The organism is Burkholderia mycopellens (assembly GCF_964265025.1).
Lineage (GTDB): Bacteria > Pseudomonadota > Gammaproteobacteria > Burkholderiales > Burkholderiaceae > Burkholderia.
On sequence record NZ_OZ183803.1, the window covers coordinates 2,819,118 to 2,833,271 of the forward strand.

Below are 14,154 nucleotides of genomic sequence, written 5' to 3' on the forward strand. Positions count from 1 at the left end.
TACTCAATGCGCCGACGAAGCAGCACGCTGCCGAATCCGGCCGACGCATGGCATCGGCGACGGTTTTGCCTTTCCGTCGCGTTGAAAACGCCTCGTTCCAGTGACTGTTGCAACTGTACTCGGTGCTCGTCTGCGTCGAGGGCTTCACCAGCCCGCTCTGCGTGTTCGCGTGAGGTCGGCGCATCAAGCACGAGACGCTCGGCGATCCCCTTCATCTCACGTCTGCCGGGTCGAGTGCGGTTCAGGCAGCATGGCATGATCTGTACCGGGATAAATGCTTAATCTTTTTTCATGAGAGTACGTCGGTTAGGCTGGAGTCCTTCAATCAACGGAGACTCCATTCGCATGAATCCAAGAATTGCGGTTTTGCCCGGTGACGGCATTGGTCCTGAAATCACGGCGCAGGCCGTCAAGGTACTCAACGCGCTTGATTGTTCCTTCGAACTGGAAGAAGCACCAGTTGGCGGTGCCGGCTATGCCATCCACGGCCACCCGTTGCCCGAGCGTACGCTCGCGTTGGCAAAATCAGCCGACGCTATTCTTCTTGGCGCCGTTGGCGACTGGCAATACGACACGCTCGAACGACCACTGCGACCGGAACAAGCGATCCTCGGCCTGCGCAAGCATCTGGCCTTGTTCGCCAACCTGCGTCCTGCGATGCTGTATCCGGAACTGTCAGCAGCATCGACGCTTAAGCCAGAAGTCGTTGGCGGTCTCGACATCCTGATCATCCGCGACCTGACCGGCGACGTGTATTTTGGCGAGCCGCGCGGCACGCGTATCGCACCCGACGGGCCATTCCAGGGTCATGAAGAAGGATTTGACACCATGCGTTACAGCACGCCGGAAATCGTTCGCGTGGCCCATGTCGCCTTTCGTGCCGCGCAAAAGCGCAGCAAGCGCTTGTGTAACGTCGACAAGGCCAATGTGCTCGAAACCTCGCAATTCTGGCGTGACACGATAACAAGGGTGGCCAGCGAATATCCCGACGTCGAGCTCTCACACATGTATATCGACAACGCCGCAATGCAACTGGTGCGCGCACCGAAGGCGTTTGACGTGATTGTCACCGGCAACCTGTTCGGCGATATCCTGTCGGACGAAGCGGCGATGCTGACCGGCTCGATTGGCATGTTGCCTTCTGCGTCCCTCGATGCGAATGGCAAGGGCTTGTATGAGCCGTCACACGGATCTGCGCCGGACATCGCCGGCAAGGACATCGCGAATCCGCTTGCGACCATCCTGTCTGCGGCAATGATGCTGCGCCATTCTCTGAACCTCCCCAATGAAGCCCTGCGCATTGAGACGGCGGTCAAGCGGGTGCTCATGCAAGGGCTGCGCACGGCTGACATCTGGGAAGCCGGCACGCGCAAGGTCGGCACCAGCGAGATGGGCGACGCGGTCGCTGCGGCACTCCCGACGCAAGAAGCCATTTCGTAAAAGCTGCTGTGTCTGCCGTGAAGTGCCTCAGTCGATCATGCTGTAGAAGGTAGGACCGCTGCTGCATGAACGTCCGAATGTCCGAAATGGAGTGCGGATTCGACCCGATGTGAAGGGCAGCACCCGACCCGAAACGGACCATCGGGTTTCTCGGGAGCGGCCGTTCGCCTAGAAACATTCCCAAAATCTACTGAGGCGCAACCTTGTGGTGCAGTGATCGATCTGGTCTCTTATGACAGGCTTTTGTAGGCGACTCGGGGCTCTAGATCTGCCGGCTGATAGAGGCCTGAGTGACCTTCATTTTCGATGTCGTACAAGCGAAACTCAGACAGCCGCACTGCCGACTTAAAAGCGCGAAGGTCATTCAAGGGCGACTCGTTTGCATGTCGGAGGTATAAATTTTCCTTGGACGTCGTGCAATATTTCATTGTTTTTCGCTCGGACGAAGAGGTGCGATATTGGCGATTCTTCCGGGGAGGTGGTTAATTGATTACACGAAGGCAATTCACCGTTACGGCATTGGCCAGTGCGATAGCCGGTGTTGCGGCTCAAGCAGTTTGCTCGGCAGCGCACGCGCAGCAGGGCACGGTGCTCGCGAGCCCGTTTGAGATGCGACTAGCGCAAATCGAGGCGCAGGTCGGCGGGCGACTCGGCGTGGCAATACTCGATACCGCTAGCGGGAAGCAAGTGGGTTGGCGCATGTATGAGCGCTTTCCGATGTGCAGCACGTTCAAGATCCTGTTGGCGTCACTGGTGTTGATGCGTACGGACCACGGCCAAGAAGATCTCACGCGTAAGATCGTATTTTCGAAGCGCGAAGTGGTGCCTTCTTCACCCATCAGCGGCCCGCGCGCGGACAGTGACGGGATGACGATCGCGGAACTCTGCGAAGCAGCGCTCACACACAGCGACAATACGGCGGGAAATCTATTGCTTACAAGCGTTGGCGGCCCAACAGGACTTACTGCCTTCGCACGCAGCATTGGTGACAAATTCACCCGACTTGATCGCAACGAGCCAGCACTTAACGAAGCAGCAGAGGGGGATCCGCGTGATTCGACGACGCCGGCCGCGATCCTCTCGGACATGCACGCGCTTTTGCTCGCGAGCACCCTTTCGTCGAGTTCTCGCGACCAGCTCATCGCCTGGCTTGTCTCCAACAAGACCGGAGACGCACGTTTGCGCGCTCGATTGCCAAAAGACTGGCGCATCGGTGACAAGACGGGCACAGGCGATCACGGGACCGTCAACGACATTGCTGTTGTATGGCCTGCGGGCCGCGCGCCAGTCTTCGTAGGTGCGTACCTCACGGGAGCGACGAACGCGACCTCGACACAGCGCGATGAGGCTATCGCAAAAATTGGCGAACTGGTCACGGAAATATAGCGGCGTCGAGAAGTCTATTGTTCCGCTTACGTTTATACCTGTGTTCTTAACGAAATATTTATAATTAAAAATTGATCTTTTCGTTATGGTAAATTTTCTGTTTAATAAAACAATTATATCTGTCACGTCTGTCTCTTTCATGATTTTACGGTGCGCGGTTGCTTCGCCGTACATGGGACATGGTAGTGTATCCGATGATCCGTTCAGCACCCCATATTTCGCGAAAATCAATGGCAACATGGTACTCTCCGTTACCTTGCCACCAAAGCTATTGGGGCTGGACATGAACGACCGGAATTCAATCAAGTCCGAAACGGGCGACTTCAAACAAGCACGCTATACTTTCCCGGACGCGAAGGTTCCGAGATCAATCCTACACGATCTAACCAAGATATATCTTTATGATCGTCGACGGGATGTACCAATTGTGTCTTCGGGAAGGGACTGGGTAATCGCGGAATTTTTCAGGGCGGGATCCCATATACCCGTTTCACGCTTTCGGCTGCTGGGTAGGAAGGTTGAACGCCAGGAACAGCTGGATGAGACTGGACGAACGATTAGGATCATCGCTATCGGCTGGGCTCGCTCGTCCACGGCGGAAGATGACGAGACAACAGATATGTCAGAGCTCGGTCAACATCCCGTGTGGATTCGAGTATTCAAGGTATCTCCTGCGGGAAAGAAAATACTCGTTGCTTTAGCCTGGCGACGGAAGCGTTTCGCTACGGCACCTGATATCTATGACGAACCAGACGACAAGTTGCTTACTTTCGGTCTACCGAATGGAACTGTGAAGTGGCATACAAAGGCCGAGTTCCTGAAAGCGTGGGATATTGACCCCAATGCTACAAAGTTATTGGGAAGGTCCGTGTCGACAGAAAAATCGCAGCAACCATGACCAATCCTTACTGGAGTCTTATTTTACCGATTACTCTGAACTATTCGCACTAGACAGAAAATTCCTTCAGCCTTTGTCACGCGGTGCCCGAGCACTTTTTCCGATTTCGCTTGCACCTCACGTTACGTCAGCTTTTATGGTTCATACGGACGAGACGGCCTGGGCATTGACGTGGCGCTGCAGCTGGCTCTTGATCTGAATGGGCCGTATGCGCATGGCCATTGACCACGTATCTGATCCGTTGACCGCGGGCTGAAGCAGCGTGCCAGGCCCGCGTGTATACGTCCGCTTGTCCAGACTCATCAGCAGGGAGCCACTTTCATGGCCTTAGCCGCCGAACTGAAACAGAATGCTTCGTTGTATTTCCTGGCGTTGGGTGCCTTTGCGATTGGTACCGAAGGATTTATGCTCGCGGGGCTGCTGCCGATCATCGCGACAGATCTGTCCATCAGCGTCGCGGAGGCGGGGCAGCTCGTCACCGTCTTTTCGCTTTCGTATGCGATCAGCTCGCCGATCCTGACGACGGCCGGTGCGGGCGTGAGCCGGCGGCGCTTCCTGATTGTCGCGCTGCTGTGCTTCGCAGCCGCCAATTTCGCGGCTTGCGCATCGCCCGGCTATCTGCCGCTGCTGGCCGCGCGCGTCCTGCTCGCCGTATCGGCCGGCCTGTACATGCCGAGCGCGAATGCGCTCGCCGGCTCGCTGGTCGCGCCGGAGCGCAGGGGGCGTGCGCTCGCGACCGTCCATGGCGGGGTTACAATCGCCGTCGCGCTTGGCGTGCCGCTCGGCGCGTGGATCGGCGGCCATTTCGGCTGGCGTGCGACCTTCGCCAGCATCGGCGTGTTGTCCGCGCTCGTGACGCTCGGGGTGATGGTCGGCTTGCCGCGCGGGGTCGGCGCGAACCTGTCGGTACCGTCGATCGCCCAACGGGTGGCCGTCGGGCGCCAGCCCGCCGTACTGGTCACGCTGCTCATTACGACCCTATGGGCCGCCGGCATCTGGACTATCTATCCCTATCTCGCGCCGTTCTTGACAGGCCGCCCTGGCTTCAGCGGCGCGCAAGTGGGCGTCGTGCTGCTGCTGTATGGCGTGTTTGCCGGCATCGGCGTATCCATCGGCGGTCGTGCGATTGATCGTCTCGGCAGCGGGAAGGTATTGATCGCCTGTCTGATCGTAATGACGCTGTCGTATGAGAGCCTGACCGCCAGCGCGCTGCACCTGGAACCCGCGCATGCGCGCGTCGCGATCCTGATCGCGATCGCCGCATGGGGTGCAGCAGGCTGGGCGTTCAACCCGGCTCAGCAAACCAAGCTGATCGACATCGCCGGCCTTGACGTCGCGCCGGTCTCGCTGTCGCTCAATTCATCGTTCACGTATCTCGGCTTCGCGCTCGGCGCGGCGCTTGGATCGTTCATCGTCGCGTACCGCTCCGTGACTGACATTGGCGCGATCGGTGGAGTGTGCGAGGTCGCTGCGCTGCTCATCACGCTGGTGACCCATCGCCGTGTCCGGCCTACGGCGACGCGCATTCACGGCGCGGTCCAGGCTGCCCCCGCACCCGCGGAACGTTCGACGCAGCCATGAAACGACACGGATGCAAGGCAACGGAACGGGACACGATGAGCCCGTAGTGCCTTCGTCCCGGTTGACATCGACAGCACCCGACTGACAGAGGTTTTGACCCGACGATCGACATTGACGGATCGTTGTGGGCGAGTCGGAAGTTGTTACACGAGGAAAAGTCCAGATTGTCAACGAAATTGGTGGGGCAGTCGACGGGCCGCTCCTGGCCGAACCGAGCCTCAGAGCATCCCTGATGCCTGGCGGACCGGCGTCCACCACAACCTTGAAGTAACTTTAGCGGTCAACGTTGAGTGAACAAAGCTCCAAGTGGAATGAATCTCGACACTTCTTCCGATTCCACTGCTGCTACCCGCATCACTGGTGCATGCGCAGACATTCCTGAGCATTCCTGTACATCTGTCACGGGTAACGCAACATGCACGGCATCGGCTGGTGCGCCGTGGACAAGCACCTCGCTTCATTGGCAAGCGACCGATTTTTCAATGACGACGCTCAACAACACGAGTGTCAGTTTCTCGTGCGTCGCCAACTTCTACCCCGGTCATATTTCCGTCACACCCGGTGCTTCGGACGGAATTATCAACGTTCCGAGGTAACCACGATTCAATTGAGCAGCTAACCATCGACGTCGCGCGGATGCACGATTCGCGGCGCCGCGTTCCCTCACTGCGCATCCTGCTTCACACGCTCCGCGGCCGCGATGATCGCATCGGCCACCGCCTTCGGCTGGCTCAGCATCGACACATGGCTGCCGTTCACGCGCGCGACGGTCGCGCCGATCCGCTTCGCCATCGATTCCTGCAGCGTCGGGTCGATCATCTTGTCCTGCGTCGCGACGACGAACGTCGACGGCTTCGCATGCCACGCGGCCTGCGTGACCCTCTCCGAGATGCAACCGCCATACCACGGCCCCTGGGTCGCCGCGACGATGCGCTGCTGCGCGGGCGGCAGGTCCGGCGCGAAATCCTGCGCGATCGCCTTGTCCGACAGCGTCGCGAAACCGCCGGCGTCCTTGCGCAGTTCACCGGCCCAGGCGGGCGCCGGCAGCCCCTGCGTGACGTCGGCGATCGATTGGCCGTTGTCGGGCGCGAACGCGGCGACGTACACGAGCGACTTCACCTTGTCGTCGTTGCCCGCCTCGCTGATCACGACGCCGGCCCATGAATGGCCGACCAGCACGACCGGCCCCTTCTGCGCGTCGATCGTGCGCTTCGTCGCGGCCGCATCGTCCGCGAGCGAGCTCAACGGATTCTGCACCGACACCACGTGCAGCCCGCGCGCCTCGAGCAGCAGAATCACGCGGCTCCAGCTCGACCCGTCGGCAAACGCGCCGTGCACGAGCACGACGTTCGTGCCCTTCAGGTCTTCTTTCGGCGCAGCCTGCGCCGCCGCCGCACCGAACAGTCCACCGATCACCGCGGCGGATACCAGAACGCGTTTCATCAAACCGGCCATCGTCATGCTCCTTGCTTTGCTGTGTTTTTCACCTGAAGTACTGCAGGGGTGGCCGCGCCCGCCGGCGGCAAGCGCGGCAGCCCATCACGAATGCGCGTACAAGTTGTCGGCGGCATTCGGTGCGGCGGGCGCTTGCGTCGCGCCGCGATGGCCGACAGGCGTCGATGCGTCGGCCATGTTGTCACCCTGCGACTTCGACGGGCCGTTCTGGTCGGAGCGCGCGACCTGCAGCGCGGCGGCGACGTCCTCCGGGTAATGCGGTTCACTGCGGGCCGGGTTGTAGCCGGCCTGTTCCAGGCGGACGAGTTCGGCGCGCACGTCGGCACGCGTGAGGCCGTGGCCGGTATCGGCGAACGACAATGCGGGGATGGCGGCGAGGACGGCGACGGCGAGGATTCGAGCGGCTTTCATGAAGGTTCTCCTTGAAGGAAGTAGGTCAGTCGATCATTCGGCATCCGATCCAGATCGTCTGGCATCGAACGTTTCCTGCATGTCGACAGTAGAACCCGCGCACGTATCTGCCATGTTTCCGAAACCGGTGCTTTTCGCATGCCAGTTTTTCAGGAGCGGCCGCAGATACAGTGCGATACAAACCGGGCTGCCGCATCGTTCGCTGCCCCGTCTGCCGATGTGCGCCCCAAAGCCCACCCGCCATGAAAAAGGCGTGCCACACACGGCACGCCTTTCGGTCGAACACATCACGCCACGCGCGTCACGGCGCCAGCCGCGTGAACACGTCGTCGTGGTTCTTCACACGCGCCTCGTGGCACGCAAAGCACGTCTGATGCTGGCCGATATCGGCCGGCACGCCGTTGATGAAGCGCCCGAACCCCCAGCCGCCCGTCGATGCATAACGGCGCGAGTCCTTCACCATCACCTGGACCGTCGTCGCCTGGCCCGGCACCGTCGCCGGCGGGAACGCGTCGGACGGCTTGCGCTTGTACGCGAGCTTCACGAGGATCGCGCCGTCCGGGAACGGCAACGTCGCCTGTTCGAGCGCACGGATCGCGACGGGGTTGCCGAGCACCACGCGCAATTCATCGAGCGGCGCGGCCTCTTCGGCCGGCGCGACCATTTCCCACTTCCGGTAGCCGGGCGGAATCGTCACGCAGTAGATCGGCGACGCGGCGGCAGCCGGCTTCGGCTGCTCCGCCAACGCGGCCGGGCCGCTCGCCACCCCCGCGCCGGCCAGCAGCACGCCCGCGACGAACGCGCGGCGCGCGGTGCGCCGCACCACGCCCACGCATGCCCGCATCACAGATGCTCCACCTGCAGGATCGCCTCCGCGAACGCCTGCGGCGCCTCCTGCGGCAGGTTGTGGCCGATGCCGCCGGTGATCGTCCGGTGCTGGTACTTGCCCGTGAACTTCTTCGCATACGCGGCCGGTTCCGGATGCGGCGCACCGTTCGCGTCGCCTTCCATCGTGATCGTCGGCACCGTAATCGCGGGCCCGGCGGCAAGACGCCGCTCGAGGTCGTCGTACTGCGCCTCGCCCTTCGCGAGCCCGAGGCGCCAGCGATAGTTGTGGATCACGACGGCGACGTGATCCGGGTTCTGGAACGACGCGGCCGAGCGTGCATAGGTTTCGTCGGAGAATTGCCACTTCGGCGACGCGAGTTGCCAGATTAGCTTGTTGAACGCGTCGCGGTTCGCCGCGTAGCCCAGCGCGCCGCGCTCGGTCGTGAAGTAGAACTGATACCACCACTGGAACTCGGCCTGCGGCGGCAGCGGCTTGCGGTTCGCCTCCTGGCTGCCGATCAGGTAGCCGCTCACCGATACCAGCGCCTTCACGCGCTGCGGCCACAGCGCCGCGATGATGTCGGCCGTGCGCGCGCCCCAGTCGTAGCCGCCGAACACCGCGCGGTCGATCTTCAGCGCGTCCATCAGCGCGATGATGTCGACAGCGGTCACGGCCTGCTGGCCGTTGCGCACCGTGTCGGCCGAGCGGAACGTCGTCGACCCGTAGCCGCGCAGGTACGGCACGATCACGCGATAGCCGGCCGCGACGAGCAGCGGCGCGACTTCCGCGTAGCTGTAGATGTCGTACGGCCAGCCGTGCAGCAGGAACACGACGGGGCCGTTCTGCGGCCCGAGGTCCGCATACCCGACGTTGAGCACGCCCGCGTCGATCTGGTGGATCGTGCCCAGCGACGCGACGCCGGCCGCGCGCTTTGCAGGCGCCGCATCGGGCGCCGGCTGCGCATGCGCAAGGGCGCTGAACCCGAGGTCGGCGAGGCTCAGGCTCGCCAGCGTCGTACCGAGGATCAGGCGGCGGCGGGTGTTCACGGTATCAGGCATGACTCGTTCTCCAGTGTCGATCGCTAAGAAGGGGCCCCGCGGCGCGTGCGGCCGCTCGGGAATCGGCGTTCGCAACGGCGGCGCATGGCACCGCGCCGCCGCGTGAATCGCTTCACCGGATTTATACCCAAGGCCTCTGGAGGCTTTGTATCCCAACGTATCTGTGCACGAACACGACACACGGCGATTCAAAAATCGTGCTGGAAACGCGCATGGGCGGGCGAGTCGACCCGCATTCACCCCTTGAGCCACCCGGACGCACGAAGCCGTTCAGTCCTTCCGGTCCGGCAGGATATGGGCACGAATCGACCGCCCCCGCCACGATATGTGGTCGATCCGTGCGCGCAGCGTGTAGAGCGCCACCGACGACAGCGTACTAAACCTGAGCAGCGCGACCGGGTTGCCAATCCCGGCCGGCACGCGCTCGATCGCATCGAACCGCGGGAATCCATACTGGGTGAGGAACGCGCCGACCTCGTCGTCGCGTGCGTGTTCCTCGACATTGACCAGCAACAGTTCGGCCATGACGGCTCCTTTCTCTGTTCGTTCGTCCGCCCGTCACCGGATCAGCTCGCGCGTATGCTGCGCGATCATCAGTTCTTCGTTGGTCGGAATCACCCACGCCGGTACGCGACTCGACGCCGTCGTGACGAGCGGCCCGCCGGCATGGTTCGCGTCGACATCGATCTCGACGCCGAGCCAGGCCGCACGGCGCATCACCCCTTCGCGAATCGCCGCCGCGTGCTCGCCGATCCCCGCCGTGAAGACGATGGCGTCGATGCCTTCCATGGCGGCGGCAAGCGACCCGAGTTCGCGCGCGATGCGGTAGACGTACAGCTCGATCGCGAAGCGCGCGTGCGGATCGTCGCTCGCGAGCAGGGTGCGCATGTCGCTCGATATGCCGGACACCCCGAGCAGGCCGGAGCGCCGATACAGCAGATCCTCGACGGCGCGCACATCCATCCCGAGTTCTTCCATCAGGAACAGCACGACGCCCGGGTCCAGGTTGCCGCAACGCGTGCCCATCGGCAGTCCGTCGACCGCCGTGAACCCCATCGTGCTCGCGACGCTCTTGCCCGCCACGAGCGCACACATGCTCGCGCCGTTGCCGAGGTGGGCGACGACCGTGCGCCCGCGCGCCGCCTGAGGCGCGACGTCGGGCAGCACGCTCGCGATGTACTCGTACGAGAGCCCGTGGAAGCCGTAGCGGCGCACGCCCCGGCTGGTGATCGACTCCGGCAGCGCGAACGCCTGGGCCACCGCGGGCTGCGTGCAGTGGAACGCCGTGTCGAAGCAGGCCACCTGCTCGATACCGGGCCGCACCGTTTCGAGGATGCGAATCGGCGTCAGGTTGTGCGGTTGATGCAACGGCGCGAGCGGGGTGAGCTTTTCCAGCTCGGCCACGATCGCGGGCGTGACGCGCACCGGGCCGCTGAAGCGCTGCCCGCCGTGCACGACGCGATGGCCCACCGCCGCGAGACGATGCCCTTCCCGATGCGCCTCCAGGAACGCGGCGATCTGCGCGAGCCCTTCGTGATGTCCGAACGTATCGCCGCCGCTCCATTGCTGCTCGTGACGTTCCGCGTGACGGTCGACGGCGCTGAAGCGGGCGGTGGCCGTATACAGGCCGTCGACCTCGCCGTGCACGATCAGCCCGAGCGTGTCGCCCTGCACGTCGAATGCGGAAAACTTGATGCTCGACGAGCCGGCGTTCAACACCAGAATCGCGTCTGCCATGGCGTCACTCCGCGCGCGCGGCCGCTTCGCGCTGTGCATTCGCGACGAGCATCGCGACCGCGCATGAAGCCAGCCGGGTGATCAACGAATCGGCGCGACTCGTCAGGATGATCGGCACGCGCGCGCCGAGCACGATCCCCGCCGCGTCCGCGCCCGCGAGGAACGACAGGCTCTTGGCGAGCATGTTGCCCGCTTCGAGGTCCGGCACCATCAGCACGTTCGCATGCCCGGCCACCGGCGAATCGATCTGCTTGATGCGCGCGGCCTCGGGGTCGATCGCGTTGTCGAGCGCAAGGGGGCCGTCGACGAGCGCGCCGGTAATCTGCCGCCGGTCCACCATCTTGCACAGCGCGGCGGCTTCGAGCGTCGACGGCACTTTCGGGTTGACCGTCTCCATCGCCGACAGGATCGCCACGAACACCTGCGGAAATGCCAGCGCATGCGCAAGATCGATCGCGTTCTGCAGGATGTCGACCTTTTCCTCGAGCGTCGGCGCGATATTGATCGCCGCGTCGGTCACGATCAGCGGATCGGCGTGCGCGGGCACGTCCATGACGAAGCAATGGCTGATGCGCCGGCCCGTGCGCAACCCGGCATCGTGACGCACCACTTCGGCCATGAGCTCGTCGGTATGCAGGCTGCCCTTCATCAGCGCGGCCGCCCGCCCGTCGCGAACGAGCCGCACCGCGGCGGCCGCCGACGCCTCGCTGTACGGCGCATCGACGATCTCGTGATCGGCGATCGACAGCCCGCACTGCGCGGCGGTCGCTTCGATCCGTGCGCGCGGGCCGACCAGAATCGGTGCGATCAGCCGCTTGCGCGCCGCCTCGAGCGCCCCCTCGAGCGAGCTTCGATCGCACGGATGCACGACGGCCGTCGGCATCGGCGCCAGCGCCTGGCAGTGTTCGATCAGGCGGTGATACTTCTCGTGTCGGGTTTCCATTGCGATTCCTTGCTGTCCGTCACTGCACACGATCGAGGGCCGCGACCGGCCCCTTGGCCGGCCGCTTCGCGGGCGGCGCGCCCAGCACCGCGCGGATGCGTTGCAGGGCCGCCCACTGTTGCTCGCTCACCGCCGCGCTTTGCACGCGCGGATCGCCCAGCAGCTTGTCCAGCAACGTCAGCAGCCGCCCGCGATCCTCCGGCCGGGCAAGCAGGGCCGGCAGCGTGGCGACGGCCTGTTGCGACGCATACGTCGCGATGATCTCCTGCTCGCCGTAGATGCGCCGCCACTGGTCGGGCGGCAGGTCCGGAAGGTAGTCGGCGTAGGTTTCGGCGAGCTCGCGCTCGGTCGCAAGCTGCGCCAGCGGAAACGGTTCGCCGCTGCGCTCGAGCAGGAACGCTGCGCGCGCCACCGCTTCGGTGTAGCCGCCGCGGTCGATCGACGCGAGCGCCTCCTTCACGAACGGCAGGTCGCGGGGATCCTTCGCCACCGGCGTAGCAGCGTGACGGTCGCGATACTGCTCCGCGAAACGCAGCATGAACGGCTGCGTGTACAACGTGAAGAACAGCGCCTCGGTGCCCGCATCGCGGATCGCGCGGAAATAGTCGAGCGACGCGCTGATGACGTCCGAGCCGCGACGCTCGAGCCTGCGCCACGGCTCGATATCGTCGGACGGCTGGCGGTTCGCCTTGACCGTGTCGGCGGCCGGCTTCAGCCAGCGCAGCCACGGATTCAGGTCCGAAAACGCCCAGCGCTGAAAGCGCAGCGGATGAAAATCGCGCAACAGTTGTGCCGTGGTCTCGCTCGATGCCTGCTGCACGAACGGCTGCATGAACAGTTCATAGGCGCGCTGCGTGAATTCGGACAGCTCGGCGACGGCCGCGAACGCCTGTTCGTCCTTGCGCCCGAAGCGGTTGAAGTGTTGCGCGATCTCTTCGAGACGGTGCTCGGCGAAGGTGACGTCGTACGCGACCTTTCCGTCGGCGCCTTTCACCTCTTCGATCGACATCGCATAGAGGCCCGGCGGCAGCGTTTCGACGGCATCCAGCACGCTGACGATCTGTGCGTGCTCCTTCTTCGCGACCTTGCCCGACACGAAGATGCCGAGATGCCCGACATCCTCCTCCATCAACCCGATGATGACCTGCCCGCGCGACTTGATCTCCTCCGTGCTGCCGTAGATGTCCGCGACCCAGTTGAACGCCTGCTGCGGCGGCGTGATGTTGTCGCCCATCGACGCGAACAGGATGATCGGCGAGCGGATCTCGCGCAGGTCGAACGCCTTGCCCGCCCCGTCCCGCACCTCGCCGGACCAGAGCTTGTTGCCGATGAACAGGTTGCGCGTGATCCATTCGATCTCTTCGCGGTTCATCAGGTAGTAGCCGCCCCACCAGCGCTCGAACTCGAGGAAGCGCGGCGGCTCGGTGTCGATGTTGTCGTACACGTGGTAATACTTGTCCCACAACGTATTCGCCGGGTTCAGGTTCTCGAAGTTCTGCACGAGATACGCGCCGTCGAACTTGCCGTTGCCGAGGTCCGACGAGAACGATGCGAGCCAGGTGCCGCCGAGCAGGCCGCCCGCATAGCGCATCGGATTGTCGCCGGGCCCCTCGCTCCACGCGCCGCTCCAGTACGACATCGGGGCGCCGTTGATGACGATCGGGCCCGTATCGTCGGCCGACGAACTCGCGAGCATCATCGCGGCCCAGCCGCCCTGGCAATTGCCGACGATGGCCGGCTTGAGGCTGTCCGGATGCAGTTCCCGCACTTTCCGGACGAACGCCTGTTCCGCCGCACACACGTCGAGCAGCGTCTGGCCGGGCTCGGGCTCCTGGAAGAACACGACGAAGTACACCGGATGCCCCGCGCGCAACGCAACGCCGACTTGCGAATCGTCCTTGAAGCCGCCGATTCCGGGGCCGTGCCCCGCGCGCGGATCGATGATCAGGTAAGGCCGTTTCGCGGCGTCGACGATCACGCCGTCCGGCGGCTGGATGTGAACGAGCGCGTAATTGACGGGCCGCTCGAACTGCCGCCCGTCGAGCACGACGTCGTAGTCGAAATGCAGCACCGGCTTGAGCCCCTGGGCCGCGCGCTCGACGTATTGCGTGCCGCGCTCGCGCAGCGTGTCCCAGAACAGCAGCGAGCGCTGGACGGCGTCGACCGCGTAATGCCATGCGCTCAGCGGCGAGAACAGCGTGCCAACGGGGGCGGCGCCCGGGTCGTGGCTGGGGCTGTCGCTGCCGTCGAGTGCTTCACCCAACCGTTTCCCGTACTGTTCCAGCGCGTGCCGCGTGCGCTTATGCAGGACGTGGACAATTTCCGCGGCGATCTCGTCACTGCGCGCCAGTTGCGTGGCAGCATCCATAACACTGTTCTCCAGAAGGGCAAGGTGAATCGCGACGCATGCCGGGAG

General features: G+C 63.5%; 12 protein-coding genes. 4 read left to right on the forward strand and 8 right to left on the reverse strand.

Annotation, left to right across the window (positions count from 1 at the left end; genetic code table 11):
* Window positions 1-345 precede the first annotated feature (345 nt).
* The 4 genes from leuB to ACPTTC_RS30830 all read left to right on the forward strand — a co-directional run bounded on the left by leuB (window position 346) and on the right by ACPTTC_RS30830 (window position 5,305).
* Complete coding sequence (gene leuB, locus ACPTTC_RS30815) at window positions 346-1,440, forward strand: 3-isopropylmalate dehydrogenase (RefSeq protein WP_423395207.1); 1,095 nt, start codon at window positions 346-348, stop codon at window positions 1,438-1,440.
* A gap of 486 nt (window positions 1,441-1,926) precedes the next feature.
* Window positions 1,927-2,826, forward strand: coding sequence for a class A beta-lactamase (gene bla / locus ACPTTC_RS30820; RefSeq protein ID WP_423395208.1), 900 nt, complete (start codon window positions 1,927-1,929; stop codon window positions 2,824-2,826).
* A gap of 85 nt (window positions 2,827-2,911) precedes the next feature.
* On the forward strand, window positions 2,912-3,724 hold the full coding sequence (locus ACPTTC_RS30825) for a hypothetical protein (RefSeq protein ID WP_423395209.1): 813 nt from the start codon (window positions 2,912-2,914) through the stop codon (window positions 3,722-3,724).
* Between the two features lie 321 nt (window positions 3,725-4,045).
* A complete protein-coding gene (locus ACPTTC_RS30830) occupies window positions 4,046-5,305 on the forward strand; it encodes an MFS transporter (protein ID WP_423395210.1) in 1,260 nt (419 codons plus the stop codon).
* Between the two features lie 663 nt (window positions 5,306-5,968).
* Here the strand turns inward: ACPTTC_RS30830 and ACPTTC_RS30835 are convergent.
* From ACPTTC_RS30835 to ACPTTC_RS30870, 8 genes are all read right to left on the reverse strand, one after another.
* Window positions 5,969-6,760, reverse strand: coding sequence for an alpha/beta fold hydrolase (locus tag ACPTTC_RS30835; protein WP_423395211.1), 792 nt, complete (start codon window positions 6,758-6,760; stop codon window positions 5,969-5,971).
* Between the two features lie 84 nt (window positions 6,761-6,844).
* The gene (locus tag ACPTTC_RS30840) at window positions 6,845-7,171 is read right to left on the reverse strand and encodes a DUF4148 domain-containing protein (protein WP_175965635.1); all 327 of its coding nucleotides are present in this window, start codon (window positions 7,169-7,171) and stop codon (window positions 6,845-6,847) included.
* Between the two features lie 301 nt (window positions 7,172-7,472).
* Complete coding sequence (locus ACPTTC_RS30845) at window positions 7,473-8,015, reverse strand: cytochrome P460 family protein (RefSeq protein ID WP_423395212.1); 543 nt, start codon at window positions 8,013-8,015, stop codon at window positions 7,473-7,475.
* Window positions 8,015-9,058, reverse strand: a complete 1,044-nt coding sequence (locus tag ACPTTC_RS30850; protein ID WP_423395213.1) for an alpha/beta fold hydrolase — start codon at window positions 9,056-9,058, stop codon at window positions 8,015-8,017. Before ACPTTC_RS30850 ends, ACPTTC_RS30845 begins: the two co-directional genes overlap by 1 nt.
* A 270-nt stretch (window positions 9,059-9,328) precedes the next feature.
* Window positions 9,329-9,583, reverse strand: coding sequence for an RNA-binding protein (locus ACPTTC_RS30855; RefSeq protein WP_113194772.1), 255 nt, complete (start codon window positions 9,581-9,583; stop codon window positions 9,329-9,331).
* A 33-nt stretch (window positions 9,584-9,616) separates the two neighbouring features.
* Window positions 9,617-10,795 carry an acetate/propionate family kinase gene (locus tag ACPTTC_RS30860; RefSeq protein WP_423395214.1) on the reverse strand — a complete coding sequence of 393 codons (1,179 nt, stop codon included), beginning with the start codon at window positions 10,793-10,795 and terminating at the stop codon, window positions 9,617-9,619.
* Window positions 10,796-10,799: 4 nt separating this feature from the next.
* Window positions 10,800-11,738, reverse strand: coding sequence for a phosphate acetyltransferase (locus ACPTTC_RS30865; protein WP_423395215.1), 939 nt, complete (start codon window positions 11,736-11,738; stop codon window positions 10,800-10,802).
* Between the two features lie 19 nt (window positions 11,739-11,757).
* Entirely contained in the window at window positions 11,758-14,106 is a 2,349-nt protein-coding gene (locus tag ACPTTC_RS30870) for a DUF3141 domain-containing protein (RefSeq protein ID WP_423395216.1), read from the reverse strand.
* Window positions 14,107-14,154 lie beyond the last annotated feature (48 nt).